The sequence below is a fragment of the Nonomuraea sp. NPDC049655 genome, from assembly GCF_044465465.1.
Lineage (GTDB): Bacteria > Actinomycetota > Actinomycetes > Streptosporangiales > Streptosporangiaceae > Nonomuraea.
The window spans coordinates 487,747-510,155 of the sequence record NZ_JBITLS010000007.1; the positions used below are offsets into that span (position 1 = coordinate 487,747).

At 74.8% G+C, this 22,409-nt stretch carries 19 protein-coding genes; 9 read left to right on the forward strand and 10 right to left on the reverse strand.

The genetic code is table 11. The features are described from left to right. Positions 1 to 95: 95 nt before the first annotated feature. Positions 96 to 2,204, forward strand: a complete 2,109-nt coding sequence (locus ACIBQ6_RS25090) for a CHAP domain-containing protein (RefSeq protein WP_397214772.1) — start codon at positions 96 to 98, stop codon at positions 2,202 to 2,204. 67 nt (positions 2,205 to 2,271) lie between these two features. On the opposite strand, the gene ACIBQ6_RS25095 is transcribed toward ACIBQ6_RS25090, so the two are convergent. Genes ACIBQ6_RS25095 through ACIBQ6_RS25105 form a run of 3 tightly spaced genes read right to left on the reverse strand, consistent with a single transcriptional unit; the run spans position 2,272 to position 5,187 of the window. After that, entirely contained in the window at positions 2,272 to 3,084 is an 813-nt protein-coding gene (locus ACIBQ6_RS25095; RefSeq protein WP_387681852.1) for a TIGR03619 family F420-dependent LLM class oxidoreductase, read from the reverse strand. Then, the gene (locus ACIBQ6_RS25100) at positions 3,081 to 4,067 is read right to left on the reverse strand and encodes an acyl-CoA dehydrogenase family protein (RefSeq protein WP_387681849.1); all 987 of its coding nucleotides are present in this window, start codon (positions 4,065 to 4,067) and stop codon (positions 3,081 to 3,083) included. Before ACIBQ6_RS25100 ends, ACIBQ6_RS25095 begins: the two co-directional genes overlap by 4 nt. 19 nt (positions 4,068 to 4,086) lie before the next feature. After that, a complete protein-coding gene (locus tag ACIBQ6_RS25105) occupies positions 4,087 to 5,187 on the reverse strand; it encodes an acyl-CoA dehydrogenase family protein (RefSeq protein WP_397214774.1) in 1,101 nt (366 codons plus the stop codon). Positions 5,188 to 5,253: 66 nt separating this feature from the next. Here ACIBQ6_RS25105 and ACIBQ6_RS25110 point away from each other — a divergent pair, with 66 nt between their 5' ends. Continuing rightward, the gene (locus tag ACIBQ6_RS25110) at positions 5,254 to 6,393 is read left to right on the forward strand and encodes a helix-turn-helix domain-containing protein (protein WP_397214776.1); all 1,140 of its coding nucleotides are present in this window, start codon (positions 5,254 to 5,256) and stop codon (positions 6,391 to 6,393) included. Here ACIBQ6_RS25110 and ACIBQ6_RS25115 read toward each other — a convergent pair. Beyond that, the gene (locus ACIBQ6_RS25115) at positions 6,371 to 7,336 is read right to left on the reverse strand and encodes an alpha/beta hydrolase (protein ID WP_397214778.1); all 966 of its coding nucleotides are present in this window, start codon (positions 7,334 to 7,336) and stop codon (positions 6,371 to 6,373) included. The genes ACIBQ6_RS25110 and ACIBQ6_RS25115 overlap by 23 nt on opposite strands. A 158-nt stretch (positions 7,337 to 7,494) precedes the next feature. After that, entirely contained in the window at positions 7,495 to 8,151 is a 657-nt protein-coding gene (locus tag ACIBQ6_RS25120; protein WP_387681840.1) for a type 1 glutamine amidotransferase domain-containing protein, read from the reverse strand. 73 nt (positions 8,152 to 8,224) lie between these two features. Here ACIBQ6_RS25120 and ACIBQ6_RS25125 point away from each other — a divergent pair, with 73 nt between their 5' ends. Continuing rightward, complete coding sequence (locus tag ACIBQ6_RS25125; protein ID WP_397214780.1) at positions 8,225 to 9,118, forward strand: LysR family transcriptional regulator; 894 nt, start codon at positions 8,225 to 8,227, stop codon at positions 9,116 to 9,118. Positions 9,119 to 9,163: 45 nt separating this feature from the next. Further along, complete coding sequence (locus ACIBQ6_RS25130) at positions 9,164 to 9,892, forward strand: dienelactone hydrolase family protein (protein ID WP_358298581.1); 729 nt, start codon at positions 9,164 to 9,166, stop codon at positions 9,890 to 9,892. Here ACIBQ6_RS25130 and ACIBQ6_RS25135 read toward each other — a convergent pair. Genes ACIBQ6_RS25135 through ACIBQ6_RS25145 form a run of 3 tightly spaced genes read right to left on the reverse strand, consistent with a single transcriptional unit; the run spans position 9,884 to position 14,553 of the window. Beyond that, positions 9,884 to 10,624 carry an ABC transporter ATP-binding protein gene (locus ACIBQ6_RS25135; RefSeq protein WP_358298583.1) on the reverse strand — a complete coding sequence of 247 codons (741 nt, stop codon included), beginning with the start codon at positions 10,622 to 10,624 and terminating at the stop codon, positions 9,884 to 9,886. The two genes, ACIBQ6_RS25130 and ACIBQ6_RS25135, sit on opposite strands and share 9 nt — an antisense overlap. Continuing rightward, on the reverse strand, positions 10,625 to 13,324 hold the full coding sequence (locus ACIBQ6_RS25140; protein ID WP_397214783.1) for an ATP-binding cassette domain-containing protein: 2,700 nt from the start codon (positions 13,322 to 13,324) through the stop codon (positions 10,625 to 10,627). Further along, positions 13,321 to 14,553 carry an ABC transporter substrate-binding protein gene (locus tag ACIBQ6_RS25145; RefSeq protein WP_352363008.1) on the reverse strand — a complete coding sequence of 411 codons (1,233 nt, stop codon included), beginning with the start codon at positions 14,551 to 14,553 and terminating at the stop codon, positions 13,321 to 13,323. Before ACIBQ6_RS25145 ends, ACIBQ6_RS25140 begins: the two co-directional genes overlap by 4 nt. A gap of 129 nt (positions 14,554 to 14,682) precedes the next feature. Between ACIBQ6_RS25145 and ACIBQ6_RS25150 the strand changes: the two genes are divergently transcribed. Genes ACIBQ6_RS25150 through ACIBQ6_RS25165 form a run of 4 tightly spaced genes read left to right on the forward strand, consistent with a single transcriptional unit; the run spans position 14,683 to position 17,305 of the window. Beyond that, positions 14,683 to 15,771 (forward strand): alcohol dehydrogenase catalytic domain-containing protein, encoded by a 1,089-nt coding sequence (locus tag ACIBQ6_RS25150; RefSeq protein WP_397214785.1) that lies wholly within the window; start codon positions 14,683 to 14,685, stop codon positions 15,769 to 15,771. A 41-nt stretch (positions 15,772 to 15,812) separates the two neighbouring features. After that, positions 15,813 to 16,304: a cupin domain-containing protein gene (locus ACIBQ6_RS25155; RefSeq protein WP_358298591.1), complete on the forward strand. Its 492-nt coding sequence runs from the start codon at positions 15,813 to 15,815 to the stop codon at positions 16,302 to 16,304. Continuing rightward, positions 16,304 to 16,969 (forward strand): ArsR/SmtB family transcription factor, encoded by a 666-nt coding sequence (locus ACIBQ6_RS25160; protein ID WP_397214787.1) that lies wholly within the window; start codon positions 16,304 to 16,306, stop codon positions 16,967 to 16,969. The genes ACIBQ6_RS25155 and ACIBQ6_RS25160 overlap by 1 nt, the downstream gene beginning before the upstream one ends. Before the next feature lie 24 nt (positions 16,970 to 16,993). After that, positions 16,994 to 17,305, forward strand: coding sequence for a hypothetical protein (locus tag ACIBQ6_RS25165; RefSeq protein ID WP_352319407.1), 312 nt, complete (start codon positions 16,994 to 16,996; stop codon positions 17,303 to 17,305). Between the two features lie 16 nt (positions 17,306 to 17,321). Here ACIBQ6_RS25165 and ACIBQ6_RS25170 read toward each other — a convergent pair whose 3' ends face one another. Then, on the reverse strand, positions 17,322 to 19,499 hold the full coding sequence (locus ACIBQ6_RS25170) for an MMPL family transporter (RefSeq protein WP_397214789.1): 2,178 nt from the start codon (positions 19,497 to 19,499) through the stop codon (positions 17,322 to 17,324). A 151-nt stretch (positions 19,500 to 19,650) separates the two neighbouring features. Here ACIBQ6_RS25170 and ACIBQ6_RS25175 point away from each other — a divergent pair, with 151 nt between their 5' ends. Further along, positions 19,651 to 20,172: a TetR family transcriptional regulator gene (locus ACIBQ6_RS25175; RefSeq protein ID WP_352362996.1), complete on the forward strand. Its 522-nt coding sequence runs from the start codon at positions 19,651 to 19,653 to the stop codon at positions 20,170 to 20,172. A gap of 101 nt (positions 20,173 to 20,273) precedes the next feature. Here the strand turns inward: ACIBQ6_RS25175 and ACIBQ6_RS25180 are convergent, their stop codons facing one another. Next, positions 20,274 to 22,364, reverse strand: a complete 2,091-nt coding sequence (locus ACIBQ6_RS25180) for a PASTA domain-containing protein (protein ID WP_397214791.1) — start codon at positions 22,362 to 22,364, stop codon at positions 20,274 to 20,276. Between the last annotated feature and the right edge of the window lie 45 nt (positions 22,365 to 22,409).

Sequence of the window (22,409 nt, forward strand, 5' to 3'; positions counted from 1 at the left end):
TTCCGGTTTTGCCACACATGTCCCGGGTTACCCCCGTGTACCCGAGTATGTGTGGATAAATCCGGATCTTGACCGGAAGGTTCCCCCATACTTCCATGACGCCCGAGATGCAGAAGTACATCGACCTGCTGGAGAGCCAGCTCGGCTACGCCGAGAAGGCCGGTGCGTACACCAAGTTCGGCGACTGGTACGGCAAGACCGTCGAGTTCGACGCCGACTACTCCGCCGCACCCTGGTGTGACATGTACCTCTCCTGGGCCGCGCACAAGCTCGGCTACCAGGAGTGGATCGGGCAGTTCGCCTGGACCGTACGGCACGCCGAATGGTTCAAGGCGCAGGGCGCCTGGGGGAAGACGCCCAAGCCCGGCGCGCTCGTCTTCTACGACTGGAGCGGCACCGGCAAGATCGACAACATCGACCACGTCGGCATCGTCACGCGGGTCGAGGGTGACACGATCTTCACCATCGAGGGCAACATCGACGGCGGCGTCGCCAAGCGCAAGGAGCGCGACACCAGCAAGGTCGTCGGCTATGGCTACCCCGAGCGCGTCAAGGCCCGTCTCGACGAGGAGGCGGCCCAGAAGCGGGCCGACGAGCAGGCGGCGACGCCCGCCAGGCCCGGCACCGACGTGGGAACGCTCCAGCTCCCCGCCGACTCGCTCAGCTCCCTGATCCCGCACGTCGAGCAGGAGCGCGCCGCCGAGGCGCCGCTCGCCGCGCGTCCGAAGGCCAAGTCCGACAAGCCCGCCAGGACCACGGCGTCCTCGCCTTCGGCGTCCCCCGCCGCGCCCTCCGCGTCCGCCTCGCCGGCGACGGGGGCGGCTCCCGTGCCGACGGCGGCGGCCGGGAAGTCGGGACAGAAGTCCAAGCACGCCAAGGCGACGACCGCCGACACCACGTCCGCCACCGCCGAGCCCCTTCCCGCGCTCGTGGACGCCTCCTCGACCGGCTCGATGCCGGCGATCGGCTCACCGTCGCTGGTCGGGTCCGCGCTGATCGCCGCGCTGGCGCTCGTCGCCCTGGCGAAGACCCGCCAGAGCCGCCTCCGCCCGGCGACCGCCTCGGCGAAGGCCGCCCGCGTACGCGCCGCCGCGACCCTCTCCGCGAGGGAAGGCGTCACGACGGGCGTCACCACGGGCGTCACTGCCGGTATCGCCGTGCCCGTCGCTCTGCCTGTTCCCGTGCCCGTCGCCGTGCCCCTTCCCGGAACGCGTTCCAGGCGCGGCACCCACGCCGCCCCCTCCCGCCACCGGCGTCGCCGCCGTCCCGCGGAGACGCGCCACGAGCACACCCGCCCCTCCTCGCTGCGGACCACCGCCGAGCCCGCCGACCCCTTCGAACTCACCACCGCCCCTTCCGGCACGGGCTTCGAACGCGCGGCCGCCTCACCCGAGACCGGCCGGAGGCACCGCTTCGAACTCGCCGCAGACTCCCCCGGCACCGGCCGGGAAGGCGGCTTCGAGACCGGCCGGGAAGGCGGCTTCGAGTTGGCGGCCGTCTCTCCCGAGATCGGTCAGGGGGGCCGCTCCGGGCTTGGCGCGGGCTCTTTCGAGGCCGGTCGGAACCGTACCTTCGAGTTCGCCGCCCCCGTCCCCGAGTTCGGCCTCGCGGGCGGCGCCGAGGTCTCGGCCGGTGTGGACGCGTTCGAGCCGTTCACCGACCGCATGGCCCCGCCGCGGCGGCTGGACAGCGCCTCGTTCCGGCCCGCCCCCGACACGGCGCCCTTCGAGCCCATGTTCGACACCGGCCCGATGGTGCCGATCTCGCTCCCCCCGGCGACGAGCACGTTCAGCGCCTTCTCCCCCGGCCCCCGACCGGGCGCCGAGGTGGCCGCCCGGACGAGGACGACGCCGCGGGCCGCCCAGGCGTCCGGGATCGGCGCGACGTACCAGGGCCGTCGCCGCCGCAGCGAGCCGCTCCTGGACGCGTACGCCGCCGAGCACCCGTTCTTCATGGACGAGTTCACCGCCGATTCCGTCCCGCGCGGCCGCCGCCACCGTCGCGCCGCGACCGCCGGAACCGCCGGGACCGCCGCGACCGCCGGGACCGCGGTCTCGCAGCACCCGCGAGGCCCGCGCCAGCAGTCCGGCGGCACGAGCACCGTCGACGCCTTCGTCCAGGACGCCCCTCTGCGCGGCCGCCGTCACCGCACCCCCACCCGCGAGATCGTCAGCACCCCCGACTGGGGACGTCAGCCCGCCTGAGGACGCCCCGCCGGTGACCGAGCGACCGAGCCGCGGGGAGGGCCGGGTGAGCGGCGGCCCGGCGGGGTCAGGTCACGTCGTAATCGGCGGCGAAGGCGGCCAGGCGGGTGACCGCGTCCCGGCTGCGCGTCCACGGCCGGACGATCAGCCGTTCCACCCCCAGCTCCGCCCAGGCGGCCACCTCGCCAGGAGAGCCCAGCGCGTACGCGTGCGCCGTGACCGGCACCCCCGCCCCCAGCCGCGCCAGCTGCGGCCTGATGGACTCGATCGTGTGCGGCATGCTGATCCACCCGTCGCACAGCCGGGACGCCCGGCGCAGCGCCGCCGCCGACTCCCCGCCTGCCAGCACCGGCAGCCGCCCCTGCACGGGCTTGGGCTCGAAGGCGACCTCCGGGAACCGGTAGAACCGTCCGGAATGGGCGACCACGGGTTCGGTCCAGAGCCGCCGGACGATCTCGATGACCTCGTCCAGGCGGGCGCCGCGGGTCTCGAAGGGCAGCCCGGCCGCCGCCCACTCCCCGCGGTACCAGCCCGCGCCCACGCCGCAGATCGCCCGTCCGTCCGACACCACGTCCAGGGTGGCGAAGGCGCGGGCCGAGACGAACGGGTGGCGCAGCGCCAGCAGGTGCACGGCGGTGCCGAGCCGGACGCGGGTGGTGAGCCCGGCCAGCCAGCACAGGTAGGCCGGGGCGTCGAACAGCGGGGTCGTCGGCTTGATGCCGGGGTCCTCGGTGCCCGGGTAGACGGCGAGCGACAGGTCGGTGGCGAACACCAGGTGCTCGGGCAGCCACACCGACTCGAACCCCAGCTCGTCGGCGGCCACGGCCACGTCCTTCCAGGCGTCCGGGTGCAGCAGGCCCAGCGGCACGCCGTACTTCACGGGTACCTCCGCAGGTCGCGGGTGCCCAGGCAGGCGCGGACGTGTTCGCGGTGGGCGGCGGCGGTGCCGTGCGCAGCCGACAGGGACCAGGCCCGCGCGAGCCAGAACCGCAGGTCCAGCTCCTCGGTGTAGCCGATGGCGCCGTGGGTCTGCAGGGCGACGCGGGCGGCCAGCGTCGCCGCCTCGCCCGCCGCGGCCTTGGCGGCGCCGGCGTCCCGTCCGGCCGTGGGCGCGTCCCGGTCGACGGACAGCGCCGCGCGGTGCACCAGCGGCGCGGCGAACTCGACGGCGACCGCCACGTCGGCGAGCCGGTGCCGGACGGCCTGGAAGGACCCGATCGCCGCGCCGAACTGCCTCCTGACCCCCGCGTACGACACCGAGACCGCGAGCAGCTCCCGCGCGACCCCGATCAGCTGGGCGGCGGTCGCCACCGCGACGGCCCGCGCCGCGAGCGCCACCCGGTCCGCGCCGGGATCAGCACGTCCGGACGCTTCGAAGGCGACGTCGAACAACGGCCGGCACGGATCCACCCCCGGCACGGCGGTGAGCCGCGCCTCGTGCCCCGCCAGCACCCGCACCCCCTCCCCCGTACGCGCCACGACCAGCACGTCGGCGAGATCGGCGTCGGCCATGTACGCCTCCCCCGGCAGCAGCACCCCCACGCACACCCCGCCCGAGGCCAGCTTGGCCGCCTCGGGCGCCAGGAAGGGCGTCAGGAACGCCGCCGCCACCGCCGTCTCGACCACCGGCCCCGGCAGGCAGGCCCGCCCGGTCTCCTCGACCGCGGGCAGCACGTCGGTCAGCCCGAGCCCGAGCCCGTCGAGCTCCGGCGGCAGCAGCAGCCCGAAGAACCCCAGCTCGGCCAGCCGGTCCCAGGCGGGACGGCGTTCGGTCCGCAGCGCGCCGGGTGGGCAGTGCGCCCGCAGCACGTCGCGGACGGTCGCCCCCAGGGCGAGTTGCTCGTCGGTGAAGGCGAAGTGCATGAGGGCGACTCCAGAGGGGTCATCGAGGCAGGCCCAGGACACGCTCGGCGATGATGTTGCGCTGGATCTCGTTGGTGCCCGCGTAGATGGGCCCGGCCAGCGAGAACAGGAAGCCGTCCAGCCAGGCCGTCCCGCCGGCGCGGTCGCCGAGCAGGTCCATGGCCAGCTCGTGCATGCGCAGGTCCAGCTCCGACCAGAAGACCTTGCCCATGCTGGCCGCCGCCCCGATCTCGGCCCCGGCCATGATCCGGCGGGCGGTGGCGAAGGTGTGCAGCCGGTACGCCTCGGCCGCCGTCCAGCAGCGCGCGGCCCGGTCGGCGAGGGCGGGGTCGGCGTCCAGGGCCAGGTCGAGGAGGCGGTCGGCGGTGGCGAGGAAGCGGCCGGGGCTGCGCAGGGTCAGGCCGCGTTCGGAGGAGGTGGTGGACATCGCGATCCGCCAGCCGTCGCCCGGCTCGCCGAGCACCATGGAGTCGGGCGCGAACACCCCGTCGAAGTGCAGCTCGGCGAACCCGGGCAGGCCGTCGAGCTGGGCGATCGGCCGGACGGCGACGTCGTCCAGGGGGAACAGGAAGTACGTCAGGCCCTTGTGCCGCGCGCCGGAGGTGCGGAAGAGGCCGAAGCCGTGGGAGGCGTGGGCGGCCCGGGAGCTCCAGGTCTTGTGCCCGTACAGGAGCCAGCCGCCGTCGGCGCGTTCGGCGCGGGCGGTGAGCGCGGCGAGGTCGCTGCCGGCCTCGGGCTCGGACCAGGCCTGCGCCCACACGTCCTCGGCCGTCGCCATCCGGGGCAGCCAGCGTCGCCGCTGCTCGGGGGTGCCGAAGCGCATGAGGCTGGGGGCCAGGAGGAAGATGCCGTTCTGGCTGACCCGGGCGGGGGCGCCGGCGGCCCAGTACTCCTCCTCGAAGATCAGCCACTCGATCAGGGACGCGGCGCGGCCGCCGTACTCGCGCGGCCAGGAGACGACCGACAGCCGCTCGCCGGCCAGCTGCGCCTCCCAGGCACGGTGGGCCAGGAAGCCTTCGCCGGTGTCCATCGGCGGGAGCCGCTCGGGCACGTGGGCGGCCAGCCAGTCGCGAACCTCGGCGCGGAAGTCCAGCTCGGCCGGGGAGAAGTCGAGATCCACGAAACCAAACTAGCGCACGCTTGGTCCGCTGGCCAGGCCGCCGCCCGTCGGCCTAGTGTGGACGTCGTGCAGGGTCTTCTGCTCCGGCTTTCCACGCTCGACACCGACGCCGAGAGCGCGGTGCGGGTCATCGCCTACTTCGACTCGCTGGTGCGCGACCACGTCACCGTGCCGGTGCTGCTCGCGGCCACCGCGCGGCTGGCGCGATGTCCGGTCGGCCTGGACGACGCCACCACCGGCCGGCGCCTCCGTACGGGCCCGGACGGCCGGGCCGCCAAGGCGGAGAGGCCGGACGAGGGGAAGGCAGCCGGGGATGGGGCGCGGGCGAGGGAGCTGAGCGGCGGCCTGGGCAGCGTGTGGATGGAACGCGAGGGCGCCCCGCACGGCCTCGACGACATCGTGCTCGAACGGTTCGCCGCCGCCGCCGAGCTGACCTTGGAACGCGCCGCCGCGCAGACCCGCGAGGGCCGGGACCCCGCGCTGGTCGAGCTGGTGCTGTCGGCCGAGACCGGCGAGGCGGAACGCGCACGGGCGCTGCGCCTGCTTGGCTTCGCGCCATCCACCCCGCTCCAGGCCCTGGCCTTGGCCCTCCCCGGCGACCCGCTTGCGGCCGGGTTGCGGGCGATGGGGCACCGCGTGCGTACGGCCAGGATCGGCGACACCCAGGCCGCGCTGGTGGCCACCACCGTCGAGGGCGAGCTGCCCGAGGGCGCCCGCGTGGGCATCGGCCCCGAGCTGCCCGGGGCGCACGCGGCCGAGTCGTGGGCCAAGGCCCGCACGGCGCTGCGCTTCACCGGCCCGCACGACCGGGTGGTGCGCTGGACCGATCTCGGCGCGCTCGCGCTGTTCGCCGACCTGCCCCGCCCGGCCGTCGCGGAGCTGGCCGACGTGCGGGCGATGGCGCGGCTGAGCGAGGACCACCTGCTCGCGGTGCGCGCGCTGTGCTCGGCCGGATCGGTCCGCGCCGCCGCCACCGGGGTGCACCTGCACCACAGCTCGATGGCGGCCCGCATCGCCCGGGCGGAGTCGGCGCTGGGCTTCTCCCTCGCCGACCCGGCCGGACGCCTGCGCGCCCACCTCGCCCTGGCCCTGCTGCGCCTCCTCGCGAACGCCACCACGGCCGACGCCACCACGGCCGACGCCGCCGCCGCGAACGCCGCCACCACCGACGACGACGCCGCCGCTACAGGCGGTACGCCCGCCTGAGCGCGGCCAGCCGGGTCTCCCGCGCCCGCCTGCTCAGCGGGGTGTCGGGCACCATGACGTCGAACCCGTGGAACGCCCCCGGGTAGAGGTGGAACTCGGTGGACACCCCGGCCCGCGCGAGCCGCTGGGCGTAGTCGATGTCCTCGTCCCTGAACACCTCCAGCTCGCCCACGTCGACGAACGCGGGCGGCAGCCCCGACAGGTCCTCGGCCCGCGCCGGCGCCGCGTACGGCGGGACGTCCGGGCCGCCCGCCCGGTCGCCGAGCAGGGCGGACCAGCCGTAGAGGTTCGCGGCCCGGTCCCAGACCACGGCCTCGGTGAACTCCAGGCTCGACGGGGTGGTGTTGCGGTCGTCGAGCATCGGGCAGATCAGCAGCTGGAGGACCACCTCGGGCCCGCCCCGGTCGCGGGCGAGCAGCACGGTCCCGGCGGCCAGCCCCCCACCCGCGCTGGCCCCGCCGACGGCCAGCCGGGCGGGGTCGATGCCCAGCTCCTCGGCGTTCTTGACGGTCCACACCAGCCCCGCGTAGCAGTCCTCGACCGGCGCGGGGTGCGGGTGCTCGGGCGCGAGACGGTAGTCCACGGAGACCACGACGACGCCGAGCCGCTCGACGTACTCGATCATCGAGGCCTCGTCCACCTCGGGCATGCCGACGATCATGCCGCCGCCGTGGATCCAGTAGAGGCCGGGCCGGCCGGCGCCGTCCTGCGCGGGGCGGTAGACGCGGACCCGGATGTCCGGTTCGCCGTCGGGGCCGGGGACGCGGCGGTCCTCGATCCGCACCTCGGTCTCGGCGGGCGGCATCGCGGCCAGCATCGCGTGGATCTGGGCCCGGTGCCCGGCCAGCTCCTCCGCGTCGAGCGCCGTCACGTCGAACGCCGGGAAGGGCGCGTTCTCCAGGGCGGCACGCAGGTCGGGATCGAGGTTGGGGTGGAACGCCATGAGGACTTCCTTCCACGGAGGGGGCTTGCCGTACCCCTCGATGGTCGGATTTCGCGCGACGGCGCGGCAACCGCCATCCGGCTGCCGTTGCGCGCGCCCCGCCCGCCGTCCGGCGACCTCGGCCGGGGTCGGCCGGGGTCAGCGGGGGGCGGCCGGGGTCAGCTCAGCAGGGTGACGACCTGTTCGGCCAGGGGCGCGGCGCTGGCCGGGTTCTGGCCGGTGACCAGCCGGCCGTCCACGACGACCTGCGGCTGCCAGTCGGGGGCGGGCTCGTGCCGGGCGCCGCGCTCGGTCAGCGCGTCGGCCAGCAGGAACGGCACCACCCCCGCCACGCCCCGCGCGGTCTCCTCGCTGTTGGTGAAGGCGGCCACCCGCCGGCCGTCCACCAGGTGGGAGCCGTCGGACAGGGTCAGGCCGACCAGCGCGGCCGGGCCGTGGCAGACCGCCGCGACCACGCCGCCGCGCTCGTAGACCTCGCGGCCGACGCGGGCCACGTCGGGGTCGGCGGGGAAGTCCCACATGGTGCCGTGGCCGCCGGCGTACAGGACGGCGTCGTAGGCCGAGGCGTCCACGCCGGAGAGGGGGGCGGTGTCCTCGTCCAGGCCGGTGGCGAGGAAGGCGGCCTGCGCCGGGTCGTCCGGGTCGTGGCCGTCGCGCGGCGGGCGGCCGCCGGCGATGCTGGCGACGTCCACCTCGAAGCCGGCCTTGGTGAAGATCTGCCAGGGATGGGCCGCCTCGGGGACGTAGTATCCGGTACGCTCCACGCCGCCGAGGTCGTCGTGGCTGGTCAACACGATCAGGATGCGCTTGCTCATGCCTTCGAGCATGGCCGGGAAAGCCCATCAGCTACAAATAGCGAAATATCAGTCCTGGCATCAGAATAGTGATGTGTCGTCTCTCTCGCTGGACCTGCTGCGGACCTTCCTCGCCGTCCACAGGACCGGCTCCATCACCGCCGCCGCGCAGACGCTCGGCCTCTCGCAACCCGCGGTGACCGCCCAGGTCAAGACGCTGGAGGCGACGCTCGACCGGCCGCTGTTCGACCGGCTGCCGCGCGGCGTCGCGCCCACCCCCGCCGCCGACGAGCTGGCCCGCAGGGTGGCCCCCGCCCTCGACGCGCTGGAGGAGGTGGCCGGCTCGGAGCTGCCCTCGGACGAGGCCGTGCACCTGGGCGGCCCGGCCGAGTTCCTGTGCGAGGAGGTCATGCCGATGCTCGCCCCGCTCGTCCGCGACGGGCTGCGCCTGCGCACCACCCTCGGCCTGGCCGACGACCTGCTGGCCGACCTCGCGGCCGGACGGCTCGACCTGGTGCTGTCCACGATCCGGCCCCGGGTGCGCGGCATCCAGGCCGACCCCGTCTACGACGAGGAGTTCGTCCTGGTGGCGGCGCCGTCCGTGGCCCGCGCGCTGCCGCCCGGCCGGGTCGAGCCCAAGGAGCTGGCCGCGGTGCCCGTGGTGGCCTACGCCGAGGAGCTGCCCATCGTGCGCCGCTACTGGCGGGCCGTCTTCGGGCGGCGGCCGTCGATGGCCGCGCAGGTCGTCATCCCGGACCTGCGCGGCGTGCTGAGCGCGGTGCGGGCGGGCATGGGCGTCTCCGTCCTGCCCGCGTACCTGTGCCGGCGCGACCTGGCCGAGGGCACGCTGGTCGTGCTGGCCGAGCCGGCGGAACCGCCGATCAACACCGGCTACCTGGCCGTACGGTCGGGGGCGCCGGCCAGGCCGGCCGTGGGGCGGGTGCGGGCCCACCTGCTGGCGGCGTTCCGGGCGGCGCCGCCGTACTGAGGACGAAGGGGGATGACGGGCGATCACCTTGGGCATGCTGGGCACATGTGTCATTCCACCGACAGCCGGCCGCCCGCCCCGCCGATCCGGGGCGAGGTGGCGGCGCACGAGCAGATCACCCTGACCTCAGCCGACGGCACCCGCTTCATGGCCTACCGGGCCGACCCTGCCGAGCCGAACGGCCGCGGCGTGGTGATCATGCCGGACGTGCGCGGCCTGCACCCGTTCTACCGCGACCTCGCGGTGCGCTTCGCCGAGGCCGGGTTCCGCACGATCGCGATCGACTACTTCGGCCGCACCGCCGGGACCGACGACCGGGGCGACGACTTCGACTACATGCCGCACGTCGACCAGCTCAAGCTCGACCAGGTGCAGGCCGACGCGGCGGCCGCGACCGCCGAGCTGGCCGCCGGCGGCCCGGTGTTCACGGTCGGCTTCTGCATGGGCGGCGCCCTGTCGTGGCGTCAGGGCGCGGAGGGCAACGGCCTGGCCGGGAGCATCGGCTTCTACGGCGCGCTGCGCTTCATCGACGAGCCGACGACCGGCCCCGGCGCGCCGCTGCTGCTGCTCAGGGGCGGCGCCGACAAGGTGTCGAGCCCGGAAGAGTTCGACGCCTACACCGCGGCGCTGGACCGGGTGGGCACCGAGCACGAGACCCACGTCTACGAGGGCGCGCCCCACTCCTTCTTCGACCGCTCGTTCAAGGAGTGGGAGGACATCTGCCAGGACGCCTGGCGCCGCATCCTGTCCTTCACCGAACGGCACTCAGCCTAGGTACGCGGCCCGCACCACCGGATCGTCCCTGACCCGCGCCGGCGTCCCGGACGCGATGACCCTGCCCAGGTCCAGGACGACGATCCGGTCGCAGATCTCCATGACGAAGCCCATGTCGTGCTCGACCAGCAGCACGGTGGTGTCCAGAGACCTGACGACCTCGCCGAGCCGGGCGGTCTGGGCGGCGTCCAGGCCGGAGGTGGGCTCGTCCAGCAGCAGGAGCCGCGGACGGTCCGCGAGGGCGCGGGCCAGCTCGACCATCCGGCGCTGCCCGACCGGCAGCGCGGCGGCGTACGCGTCGCGCAGCGGGGTGAGCCCGCACAGGTCGAGCACCTCGGCCACGCGCGCGCCGCGCTCGCGCTCGATCCGCCGCCGGCCCGGCCACCCGGCCAGGTCGGCGGCCAGTCCGCCGCCACCGCCGTGCCAGTCGAGCGCGGCCAGCACGTTCTGGGCCACGGTGAGCCGGCCGAACACCTGCGTGCGCTGGAACGTCCTGCGCACGCCGGCCCTGGCCCGCCGGAGCGCGGACACGCCGGTCAGGTCGCGCCCGTCCAGCGTGACCCGGCCCGCGACCGGCCTGCGCAGCCCGGACACCACGTCGAACAGGGTGGTCTTGCCCGCGCCGTTCGGCCCGATGACCCCGCAGACCTGGCCGGGCCCGGTCTCGAACGAGACGCCGTCCAGCGCCCTGACGCCGCCGAAGGCCACGGACACGCCCTGCACCGCCAGCATTCACCTCACCCCCAGGTAGGCGGCGGTCAGCCGGTCGCCGTCCACCTCCGAGCGGGGGCCCGTCCAGGTGACGGCGCCCAGCCGCATGAACGCGACCCGGTCGGCGACGGCCAGCGCCTCGGTCGCCTTCTCCTCGACCAGCAGCAGCGCCACGCCCCGGTCGCGCAACTCGGCGAAGACGTCGAACACCTGCCGCACCACGAGCGGGGCCAGGCCGAGCGAGGGCTCGTCGGCGATCAGCACCCGGGGCGGGCGCACCAGGGCCGGGGCCAGCGTGAGGAGCTGCTGCTCGCCGCCCGACAGCGCGCCCGCGGCCACCGTACGGCGGGCCGCGAGCTGCGGCAGGCGCCGGTAGACCGGCTCCGGATCGTCCAGCCAGGTGCGCAGGTTCTCCTCCACGGTGAGCCCGGGGAAGACGCCCCGCCCTTCGGGGGCCAGCAGGACGCCGGCGCGCGCCCGCCGGTGCGCCGGCCAGGCGGTGACGTCCACGCCGTCGAGCAGGATCCGGCCGCCGGTCACCGGCAGGTCCCCGGCGGCGACGGCGCACGCGGTGGACTTGCCCGCGCCGTTCGCGCCGAGCAGCGCCACCACCTCGCCGGGCCGCACCTCCAGCCGCACCCCGTGCAGGACGGTGCAGTCGGCGTAGCCCGCCACGACGTCCTCCAGCACGAACAGCGGCCCGCCGGACCCGCCGCCCCCGGCCGCGGCCCGCCGGGCCACGACCCCGGCGACCACCTCGGCCGGAGGCGCGGAAGGCGTGCCGGAAGAAGCGGCGGAAGAAGCGGTGGGAAAAGCGCCGGAAGGAGCGGTGGGAAGGCGGCGGGCGCGGCGGCGATGGCGGGCCTCGGCGAGCTGGGTGAGCACGCCGTCCGGATGCCGGGCCAGGATCATGCCGCCCGCGCCGAACAGGATCGACCCGACGTGCGCGGACACGTCCCAGGTCGCCAGCAGTTCGGGCACGGCCACCGCGACCAGCCCGCCGAGCACCGCCCCGCCGATCCTGCGCACGCCCTGCAGCACCACCACGGCCAGCCAGACGAACCCGGCGAACGCCGGCAGGTCGGTGGCCGTGACCGACCCCTTGGAGATCGCGAACAGCACCCCGCCGAGCCCGGCGATCGCCGACGCCAGCACGAACAGCACGATCTTGGCCCGCGGCGCGGACAGCCCGGAGGTGACGGCCGCCGCGGGTGCCGACCGCACGGCGAGGACGGCCCGCCCCGACGCCGACCGCTCCAGGTTGCGCACCAGCAGCGCCACCAGCCCGATCAGCGCCAGCAGCACGGCCACCCGCACCCGCGGGTCGGAGGTGTCGGCGAAGCCGAGCCCGAGCGCCGGCAGCGCCCATCCGATGGTCCCGTTGCTGAAGGCGTCCACCTGGAACAGCACCTGGTCGGCCAGCAGCGCCAGGGCCAGCGTGGCCAGCGTCAGCACCCGTCCGCCCAGCCGCAGCGCGGGCAGCGCCACGACCAGCCCGACGGCCCCCGCGGCGGCCACCCCGAGCAGGATCGCCACGACGAACGGCAGCCCGGAGGCGAACGCCCACCCGCAGGTCAGCGCCGCCATGGCGGCGAAGGCGGCCTGCGCCAGGTTCACCATGCCGCCGATCCCGGTCACCACCACGAACGAGCAGAAGATCAGCGCCAGCACCAGCCCCTGGGCCGCGACGCCCACGTAGTACTCCGGCCCGAGCAGGGCGAAGACCGCCAGCGCGGCCAGGCCCGCCGCCCACGGCAGCCGCCTGCGCCAGGCCGGCACCCCGGCCAGGTGGTCGGGCGGCGGGACGTCCTCGGCGGCGCTGCCCGCCACCCGCTCCCGCGACCGGTTCAGCAGCAGCAGCCCGGCGAACAGCAGGATCACCGGCACGGCCGTGCGCAGCCCGGTGACCTCCTCCAGGAAGTCGGTGTACCCGGCGACCAGGTTCTGCACGACGCCGAGCGCGAGCCCGGCGGCGAACGTCCAGGGGATCGAGCGCAGCCGCCCGAACACCGCCGCCGTCGCCGAGGCGAACAGCAGCACCGTGTACGCCGTCGCGTCCAGCCCGAGCACCGGCGCCGCCAGCACCCCGGCCAGCCCGGCGAGCCCCGACCCGAGCATCCAGGCCAGCGCCGAGGTGGCGTCGGCGTCGATGCCCCGCAGCGTGGCCAGGCGGCGGCGGTCCACGGAGGCGCGCATGCGCAGCCCGTACGGCGTGTGCCGCAGGAACGCCCACAACCCCGCCGCCGCGACGGCCGAGAAGGCGAAGGTGATGAGCTGGTCGGTGTCCAGCCGCACGCCGAGCGGGTCGAACGACACAGCCGGATGGGGGCCGACGCCGCGCGGCAGCGAGGTGGCGTCCGTGGCGGGCAACCCGGCCAGCTCCACGGCCAGCAGGCCGAGCGCGGGCAGCGCGATCGTGAGCCCGATGGTGGCGACGATCTGCGCGGTCTCCCCCGCCTGGGCGAGCCCGCGGAACATGGCCCGGTGCAGCAGGTAGCCGAGCGCGGGCGCGAACAGCCCGGCCGCCACCACCGCCGACAGCCAGGCGGGCAGCCCGGCGGCGGCGGTGAGCTCGTAGAACACCAGGGCGGCCAGGAAGCCGACGGCGCCGTGGGCGAAATTGAACACCCCGGTCGCCGCGTAGGACAGGGTCAGGCCGGAGCCCATGATCGCGAAGACGGCCCCGGTGACCAGGCCGCTGAGCACGTACTGGAGGATCATTTCAGCGGCACGTTGTCGAAGCAGGCCATCCTCCTGGCCACCTGGAAGGCCCCGCCCTCCAGTTTGACCAGGGCGCCGCAGCCGTTCGGCTCGCTGTGGTCGCGCGGGTAGCGGATGCGGCCGAACCCGGGGTTCTCGTAGAGGTAGTCGCCGTTGGCGGTGGCCAGGAACTTCTCCCTGGTCAGGTCCTTGCCGGTGCGCTTGAGGACGTCGAGGAAGATGTCGGCGGCCCAGTAGCCGATCGCCAGGTGCTGGGTGAGCGCGGTGCCGGGGGCGACCTGCTCGACGTCCTTCTTGAGCTGGGCGATCTCGGGCGCCGGCGACTCGAACGGCTCGAACATGGGCGCGGCGATCACGCCGTCGAGCGCCTGCGCGCCGGCCGGGTCCTTGAGGATGGCCAGGTCGTAGCTGGTGGCGTCGGTGAGCACGCCCTTGTACCCGGCCCGCTTGAGCGCCGCGTAGAGCCCGACGTTGAACTTGGTGCCGGCGATCACCGAGACGACGACGTCGGGGGCCTTGCCGCCGTCCGAGGTCATGATCTTGTTGACGTACGGGAGCCAGTCGGGCGGCGGGGCGGCGGCCGGCAGGCCGGAGTTCACGCCGGCCAGCTCGAACCCGGCCGCGGTGAACGACTGGGAGATGGTCGTGCCGCCGTACTTGCTGCCGCTGGAGTCGCTGGTCTGCACGTAGACGCTCTTGCCGGCGGCGCCGCCGAGCAGGTCGGCCATCTGCCTGCCCCACCACGTCTGGGAGCCGGCGCCCTGTTTGGGGGCCAGACAGCCGTTGTAGCCGAACCCGGTCCTGGTGCCGCACCACTGCGGCCCGGTGGCCCAGCCGAACCAGGGGACGCCCTGCTGTTCGAGGAAGGCCGCGCCGCCGAAGTTCGGGGCGTGCACCGGGACCAGGGCGAACACCTGGTCCTTCTGGACGAGCTTCTTGGCCGCCGCGTCGCCCTTGGCCGCGTCCTGGGCGTCGTCCTCGGCGCCGATGAAGTCGATCTTCCGGCCGTGCACACCGCCCTCGGCGTTGGCGCGGGCGAACCTGGCCTTCGCCCCGATCTCGGCGTCCCTGGTCGAGTAGCCGCTCGCGCTGGTCTTGGTCAGCACGCCCCCGATCTTGATCGTGGTGTCCGTCACTCCCGCGCCCGACTGGGCCGCGCCGGTCTGCTGAGCCGCGCAGCCGGCGACGAGCAGCGTCAGGGTGAGCGCCGCCGCGCCCCGCCGTACCATGTTGTTCTCCTCGCGACTCGGCCTAGCGCTCGCTTGGTTTCGCTGAGCGTAGATTTGCCGGAAGAGGGTGTCAACGGCATACCGAGCAACCGCTTGCTCGCAGACGGCGCACCGGGCTAGCGTGGGCCCATGCTGATGCGCGCGGCCGTGCTGACCGGGTTCCACGCCCCCATGGAGATCCGCGACGTCGAGATCAACGACCCCGGCCCCGGCGAGGTGCGCGTCCGGATCAGGGCCTCGGGCGTGTGCGGCTCCGACCTCAAGGCCATCGACGGCAAGAGCCCGGTGGTGGGCGCGCCGCCGTTCATCCTGGGGCACGAGAGCGCGGGCGTGGTGGAGAGCGTCGGCGCGGGCGTCACCTCCGTCAGGCCGGACGACCACGTCATCATCGCCATGAGCGGCCCCTGCGGGCGCTGCCGCCACTGCGGCTCCGGCCGCTTCCACCTGTGCTCGGGCCCGCAGCGGCTGCCGACCATCATGGGCGGCCCGCCCAGGGTCACCCTCGACGGCCGGGAGACCCGCCGCTTCATCGGCATCGGCTCGTTCGCCGAGTACGCGGTGGTCGCCGAGGCCATGTGCGTCAAGATCGCCAAGGACGCGCCCTTCGCCGCCATGTGCCTGCTGGCCTGCGGCGTGGTCACCGGCGTGGGGGCGGTGCTGAACGTGGCCGAGGTGCCGCCGGGCGCCTCGGTCCTGGTGGTCGGCTGCGGCGGCGTGGGGCTCAACGTCATCCAGGGCGCGGTGCTCGCCGGCGCCACCACGATCATCGCCGCGGACGTGGCCGAGGGGAAGCTCAAGCTGGCCGAGCGCTTCGGGGCCACCCACCTGCTCACCGCCGGCGACCTGCCCCGCCAGGTGAGCGCGCTGGTCCGCGGCGGCGTCGACTACGCCTTCGACGCGACCGGCGTCCCCGGCGTGCTGGCGGACGCCTTCGCCGCCACCCAGCCGGGCGGGACCACGGTCATGGTCGGCAGCCCGCCCCAGGGCCACCCCATGGCGCTGGACACCGGCCTGCTGTTCTCCTCGCGCCGCCTCATGGGCACCCAGGGCGGCGACGCCGCGCCGCACCGCGACCTGCCCATGCTGGCCGCCCAGTACCTCCGCGGCCGCCTCGACCTCGACGGCCTGATCACCGAACGCCTCCCCCTCGACCAGATCAACGAGGCCGTCGCCCACGTCCGCCAGGGGACGGTCGCCCGCACGGTCATCACGTTCTGAGGCGCTATTCTCATTTTCTTTGGAATAGTGGAGGTTGTCCCATGTCGTACCCCCAGCAGCGCTACCTCGGCGAGACCGGCGAGATCAGCGCCACCCTGCGCCCGGCGGACAACGGCCCCGACCTGTCGATGGCGACCGGCACCCGCGTCCACTACCTGGGCACGGGCGGCTCGACGAACGGCGCCTACGGCCTTTACCGCTGGGAGATGGGCCCGCGTCCCGGCGGCGCGTCCCCGCACTTCCACCGCACCATCACCGAGTCGTTCTACGTGCTGACCGGAACCGTCCAGCTCTACGACGGCGACAAGTGGGCCGACGGCCGCCCCGGCGACTTCCTGCACGTGCCCGAGGGCGGCGTGCACGCCTTCCGCAACGCCTCCGGCGAGCCGGCCTCGATGCTGGTGCTCTTCACGCCGGGCGCGCCGCGCGAGGCGTACTTCGAGGAGCTGGCCGAGATCACCCACAGCGGCCGTGAGCTCACCCCCGAGGAGTGGACCGAACTCTGGCTGCGCCACGACCAGTACGCGGTCTGATGGCGGATTTCCCCGAAGAGCCCGTCTACCGGCACCTGGCCCGCGTCGGCAAGGCGCTGGCCAGCCCGGTGCGGCTGCGCCTGCTCGACGTGCTCGACCAGGGCGAGCGCACGGTCGAGGAGCTGGCGCGGGCGGCGGGCGTGCCGGTCAAGAACACCTCGGCCCAGCTCCAGCACCTGCACGCGGCCCACCTGGTGACCAGCCGTCGGGACGGCACGCGGGTCCGCTACCGGCTGGCCGACGAGCAGGTCTCGCGCTTCCTGGGCGACCTCCAGCGTTTCGCCCACGACCGGCTGTCCGGCCTGCGCGAGGCGGTGCGGGAGCACCTGGGCGACCTGTCCGGCGTCACGGCCGACGAGCTGGCCGCCAGGCTGGCCGATCCCGGCACGGTGGTCGTCGACGTCCGGCCGGCCGCCGCCTACGCCAAGGGGCACGTGCCGGGCGCGATCTCGGTGCCCCTGGACGACCTGGCGGGCCGCCTGGCGGAGCTGCCGGCGGACGCCCGGGTCGTGGCCTACTGCGGCGGGCCGTACTGCGTGCTCTCCCCGCAGGCCGCACGCCTGCTGCGCGAGCGCGGTCTCGACGCCCGCCCGCTGGACGGCGGCCTGATCGGCTGGCGGCGTGCCGGGCACGAGGTCGTGCGGGAGCGTACTGTGAGCGGGTAATCGCCCACAGTGAGGGAGGCCCGCATGCTCGCCAGAGGAGCCGTCGCGGCCGGTCTGCTCGCGGTCGTGACCGTGGGCGGCGCCGGCCCCGCGCAGGCCCGCTACCGCTACGACTTCCGCAGCCGCGAGGTGGTCATCTGGAGCGAGCCGAAGGGCGGCGCGGCCCAGCTCGGCGTGGGCCGTCCCGGCGACGGCTTCGACTCCGACCGGTCGGAGGAGCACGAGCTGTTCCGCTGCGACGACGCCTTCGACAGCACCCTGTGGCACCACGGCACCGACGCGGCCACCGGCGTCGTCGGGTGGGTGCCGGCCTGCCACCTCGACGACCCCGACTGACCGGTCGCCGGCGGGGTCAGCGCCCGGCGCCCACCGGCTCCTGCGCGCGCTCGCGGCGCGGCTCCGGCTCGTCCTCCTCGTGGCCCTCGACCGACAGGTTCGGCAGCAGCCGGTCCAGCCAGCGCGGGCACCACCAGTTCGCCCGGCCGAGCAGCACCATCGTGGCCGGCACGAGGAAGCCGCGGATGACGGTCGCGTCCACCGCGATGGCCACGGCCAGCCCGACGCCGAACGTCTTGACCATCGCGTCCGGGTAGGCGATGAACGCCACGAACACCGCCACCATGATCAGGGCGGCCGAGGTGATGACCCGGCCGGTCGAGCCGAGGCCCTCGGCCACCGCCCGGCTGTTGTCGCCGTGCCGGGCGTGGGCCTGGCGCACCGCCGTCAGCAGGAACACCTCGTAGTCCATCGACAGGCCGAACAGCACCGCGAACAGCATCAGCGGCACGTAGCTCTCGATCGGCACGGAGAAGAACAGCGTCTGGAGGTAGGAGGAGTCCATCGGGGCGTCCATGCCGACCAGGCCGCTGCCGAGGCCGATCGAGAACACCAGCGCCAGCGCGCCGAACGCGGCGCCCAGCGACACCAGGTTCATCACGGCGGCCTTGACCGCGACGACGGGCGCGCGGAAGGCGAACAGCAGGAGCAGCGCGCTGAGCAGCACGACCACGCCGATGACCAGCGGGGTGCGCTCGTTCATGCGGTCCCCGGCGTCGGTCAGCCCGGCCACCTTGCCGCCGACGTGCACCTGGACGCCCGGGATCGAGATGGCCCTGACCTCCCTGACGACCTCGGCGGCCTTCGGGTCGCTCGGCGCGTAGTCGCTGATCGTCTGGAGCAGCACCGAGCGGCCGGAGGCGTTGACCTTCGGGTCCGACACGTGGGCGACCCCGTCGACGCGGGCGACCTCGTCGGCGAGCCGCTTGACGGTGGCGTCCCCGGCGCCGGAGACCTTCTCCGGCAGCTCGGCGACCACGATCAGCGGGCCGTTGCTGCCGGGCCCGAAGGCGGTGGCCATCAGCTCGTACGCGCGCCGCCCGGCCGAGTCCTTGGCCGCGTACCCCTCGTCCAGGGGCCCCAGCTGCAACGCGAGCGCGGGCGCGGCCAGCGCGCCGAGCACGAGGACGCTGCCGATCAGCACCCGCCACGGCCGGCGCGCCACCCACGCGCCGAGCCCGGCCCAGCCCGCGCCCCCGCCGCGGGTGGACGACCGCCCGCGCACCAGCGGCACCTTGAGCGCGTTGACGCGGTGGCCGAGCAGCCCGAGCAGGGCGGGCACGAGGGTGACCGAGGTCAGCACGGCGAAGACGACGGAGATGCCGGTCACCCAGCCGAGCGTGCTCAGCAGCGGGAACCCGGCCAGCATCAGCGCGCTCAACGCGATGATCACCGTGCCGCCGGCGAACACGACGGCCCCGCCCGAGCTGGAAACCGTCCGGCGTACGGACTCCACGACCGGCACGCCGTCGGCCAGCAGCTTGCGGTGGCGCGACAGCAGGAACAGCGCGTAGTCGATGCCGACGCCGAGCCCGATCATCGTGGACATGATCCCGGCCTGCTTGGGCATGTCCACGACGTAGCCGAGCAGGCCGATCACACCGAGCCCGGTCGCGACGCTGACCAGCGCGGCGAAGATCGGCACCATCGCGGCGACCAGCGTCCCGAACGCGAAGACCAGCACGAGCAGCGCGCAGACCACGCCGATGATCTCGCTCGGCCCGGTCTTGATCTCCTTGCTCGCCGGGTTGGAGTCGGCGGCGGGCACCACTTCCAGCCCCGCGTCCCTGGCCGGGGCCGCGGCGTCGGACAGGGCCTGGGTGTCCTCGCCCACCTTGTCGGGGTCGTTGCCCTGCATCTTAACGGTGATCACGCCGATCTGCAGGTTCGAGGCGATGCCGCCCATCCGGTAGGGCGTGTCCACCTGGACGACGTGCGGCATCGTGCGCATCGCGGCCACCGAGCGCTCGACGGCCTGCTTATGCGGTCCGTCGGTGAGCTTCCCGTCCGCGGAGTACAGGAGGAGTTGCACGGTTCCGCCGGTGGCGTAGCCGGGGCCGAAGCCCTCCTTCATCAGGTCGTGCGCGCGCTGCGCGTCGGTGCCCGGGATGGAGGCGTCGTTGCTGACCGGGCTGCCGAGCGCGAGGCTCGCCCCCATCAGGCCCGCGGCCAGGACCACCCATAAAGCCAGCACGATCCGCCCGTGCCGCGCACACCAGCCACCCAGCCGACCAAGAAACCGCGTCATCGTCTCGCCCCTGCCCGACGGCCGTCCTGTACGGTCGTACAGGACTACGATAAAACGGAGGACATCGGAAATTCCGGATCCCGTGGGAAATGAGACGATGACCACACCCGACGACACCCGCTCCCGGATCCTGGCGGCCGCGCGCGAGCTGTTCGCCGAGCGCGGCTACGCGGGCACCTCGCTGGCCGACATCGCCGCCGCGGTCGGGCTGACCAAGACCGCCGTCGCCTACCACTTCCACCCCAAGGACCGGCTGGCCTCCGAACTGCTCTCCCCCGCCGCGGCCGAGATGATCACGCTGCTCGACACCGAGCACCCCGACCGCAAGGCGTTCGTCGAGGCCCTGGCCGTCTTCGCGGTGCGGCACCGCGCGGTGATCCGCCTGTTCATGGAAGACCTGGCGGCCGACGACAGCCAGCCGCCCGGCTCCGAGCGCGCGGTCGTCGGTACGTTCAGGGACGAGATCTTCGCCAAGCTCGCCGGCGAGAACCCGGGCCCTGAGGCCAGGGTCAGGTGCTGGGCACTGCTCGGGGCGCTGCAGTGGGGCGTGGTCAAGACCATGGACCTGCCCGAGGACCAGGTCACGGCGGTCATGCTGGAGTCCGCGCTGGCCTTCTGACGGCTTCCCCGCCGCCTCCCCGCCCCCTCTCCACCACCTTCCCGCCGCTTCCCCACCGCTTCTCCGCCGCCTCCCCCCGCTTGTGGGCGCGCCGGCGGCGGCTACAGGCCGGTCGAGGGGTCGGTGGCGGGGCCGGTCGGGGTCTGCGTGGGCTCTTCGGGGCCGGGGCCGGGGCCGCCGGACTGGCCGGCGACGCCGACCGTGATCACCACCACGTCGCCGGGCGCGGCGCAGCTGCCCGGGGTCAGGCTCTGGCTCAGGACGGTGTCCGCCTTGGCGTCGTCGTCCACGACCTGGGCGCGGGACCGTACCGTGAAGCCGGCCGCGACCAGGTCGGCCCGGCCGTCGGCGCGGGGCCGCCCCACCACCGACGGCACCTCCACGCCCTGGCGGGCCACCGTGAGCGCCACCGTCGCGCCGCCCGGCAGGCGCGCGCCGGCCTCCGGCCGCGTCGCGAGGACCTGGCCGTCCGGCTGGTCGGAGCAGGCCCGGGTGACCGTTCCCGCCGCGAGCCCGGCGGCGGTGAGCGCCGCCTCGGCCGCCGTGCGCTGCCGCCCGATCACGGACGGCACCGGCACCCCCGCCGACACCTCCAGCGCGACCGCGCCGCCCCGGCCCACCACCGTGCCGGCCGCCGGACGGCTGCCCAGCACTCGGCCGATCTCCCGCGGCGAGTCGGTTCTGGTGACCGTGCCGACGGTCAGCCCGGCCTGCTTGAGCGCCTTGACCGCGTCGGCCCGGCCCAGGCCGGTCAGCGGCGGGACCACGACCGTCACCGGCCGCCCGGCTGTCGGCTCACCGGTCGGCTCACCTGTCGGTTCGACGGCGGGCGCGACGGTGGGCACGCGCTGCCGCTCCGCCGGCTTCCCGCCCGGACGCGAGGAGGCGTGCGCCGAACGCGCCGGGCTCGGCGGGTTCGGCGGCAGCACGGACGCCTGGCCGGAGCGGTGGCCGTTGAGCGCGGGCACGATCACGGTGAGGACGACCGCGGTCACCAGCAGCGCCGCGCACACCGCCACGACCGCCTGCACCCACCCGGCCCCGCGTCCCCGGCCCTGCCGGTCCGGCGCACCCCTCCCGGCCCGCGTCCGCAGGCCGTCCGGCGTCCTCGGGCCGTCCGGCGGGCCGACCTCGTCCGGCGTCCGCAGGCCGTCCGGCGGGCCGGCCTCGTCCGGCGTTCTCGGGCCTCGCGTGGGCGCCTCGACCGGCGCCGTCGGGCCCCGCGGGGTCGTCGGGGTCGTCGGGCCGGTGGACGTGGGGGGTTCCGGGCCGGCGCCCGTCCGCGAGCGCAGGTGGTAGGCGCCGGCCACGCCGGTGACCTCGGGCTCGGCCAGCGGCACTGGCGGACGTTGCCCGGGGACCAGCGGCACGTCGCCGTGCCCATGGTCCGGCGCGTCCGGCTCGCCGAGCAGCGCGAGCAGCAGTTCCCTGCTGGCGGGCCGGTTCCTGACGTCCTTGTCCAGGCAGGCGGCGACCAGCACCCGCAGCCGCCCGTCCAGCCGGCCCAGCTCGGGCGGGGCGGTCAGGATGCGGTGCAGCACCGGCGCCACCGAGTCCTGCCCGAACGGCGCGCTCGCGTTGGCCGCGAAGCACATCGTCGCGCCCCAGGAGAAGACGTCGGCCGCCCCCGTCACGGCCGAGGCGGTGATCTGCTCGGGAGCCATGTACGCCGGCGTGCCCACGCCCCTGTTCGTCACCGTGGCCGCCGCGTCCAGCGCCCTGGCCAGGCCGAAGTCGATCACCCGCGGCCCGTCGGGCCCGAGCAGCACGTTCTGCGGCTTGAAGTCCCGGTGCACGATGCCCGCCCGGTGGATCGCGGCCAGCGCGGTCGCGGTGCCGACCGCCAGCCGCTCCAGCGCGCCGCCGTGCCGCGGCCCGGTCAGTGAGACCTCCCGGTGCAGCGAGGGCCCGTCGACGTACTCGCTCACGATGTACGGCCGGCCCTCGTCGAACCCGGCGTCGATCACCTGGGCCGTGCAGAACCTCGCCACATGCTTGGCCAGCTCCACCTCCCGCAGGAACGCCCCTTGCTCGTCCCCCACGGGCCCGTGCAGCAGCTTGACCGCGTACCTCTCGCCGCTTCGCGAACCGAGGAACACCGCGCCCTGTCCGCCTTCACCCAGCCGCCCGGCGAGCTCGTACTCGCCGAGTCTGTGCGGGTCCCCCGTTCTCAGCGGCTGCGCCGTCGGCACGGGGCGCCTCCCCTCGCCGCCACCCCTTCTTGCTCTCCACTGAAG

What these genes read in the sequence shown, in the direction of transcription:
- ACIBQ6_RS25090 (WP_397214772.1), top strand. Translation starts at nt 96, where the DNA reads ATGACGCCCGAGATGCAGAAGTACATCGACCTGCTGGAGAGCCAGCTC.
- ACIBQ6_RS25100 (WP_387681849.1), bottom strand. Translation starts at nt 4,067, where the DNA reads ATGCACTTCGCCTTCACCGACGAGCAACTCGCCCTGGGGGCGACCGTC.
- ACIBQ6_RS25115 (WP_397214778.1), bottom strand. Translation starts at nt 7,336, where the DNA reads ATGGCGTTCCACCCCAACCTCGATCCCGACCTGCGTGCCGCCCTGGAG.
- ACIBQ6_RS25120 (WP_387681840.1), bottom strand. Translation starts at nt 8,151, where the DNA reads ATGAGCAAGCGCATCCTGATCGTGTTGACCAGCCACGACGACCTCGGC.
- ACIBQ6_RS25130 (WP_358298581.1), top strand. Translation starts at nt 9,164, where the DNA reads ATGTGTCATTCCACCGACAGCCGGCCGCCCGCCCCGCCGATCCGGGGC.
- ACIBQ6_RS25135 (WP_358298583.1), bottom strand. Translation starts at nt 10,624, where the DNA reads ATGCTGGCGGTGCAGGGCGTGTCCGTGGCCTTCGGCGGCGTCAGGGCG.
- ACIBQ6_RS25140 (WP_397214783.1), bottom strand. Translation starts at nt 13,324, where the DNA reads ATGATCCTCCAGTACGTGCTCAGCGGCCTGGTCACCGGGGCCGTCTTC.
- ACIBQ6_RS25145 (WP_352363008.1), bottom strand. Translation starts at nt 14,553, where the DNA reads ATGGTACGGCGGGGCGCGGCGGCGCTCACCCTGACGCTGCTCGTCGCC.
- ACIBQ6_RS25150 (WP_397214785.1), top strand. Translation starts at nt 14,683, where the DNA reads ATGCTGATGCGCGCGGCCGTGCTGACCGGGTTCCACGCCCCCATGGAG.
- ACIBQ6_RS25155 (WP_358298591.1), top strand. Translation starts at nt 15,813, where the DNA reads ATGTCGTACCCCCAGCAGCGCTACCTCGGCGAGACCGGCGAGATCAGC.
- ACIBQ6_RS25160 (WP_397214787.1), top strand. Translation starts at nt 16,304, where the DNA reads ATGGCGGATTTCCCCGAAGAGCCCGTCTACCGGCACCTGGCCCGCGTC.
- ACIBQ6_RS25165 (WP_352319407.1), top strand. Translation starts at nt 16,994, where the DNA reads ATGCTCGCCAGAGGAGCCGTCGCGGCCGGTCTGCTCGCGGTCGTGACC.
- ACIBQ6_RS25175 (WP_352362996.1), top strand. Translation starts at nt 19,651, where the DNA reads ATGACCACACCCGACGACACCCGCTCCCGGATCCTGGCGGCCGCGCGC.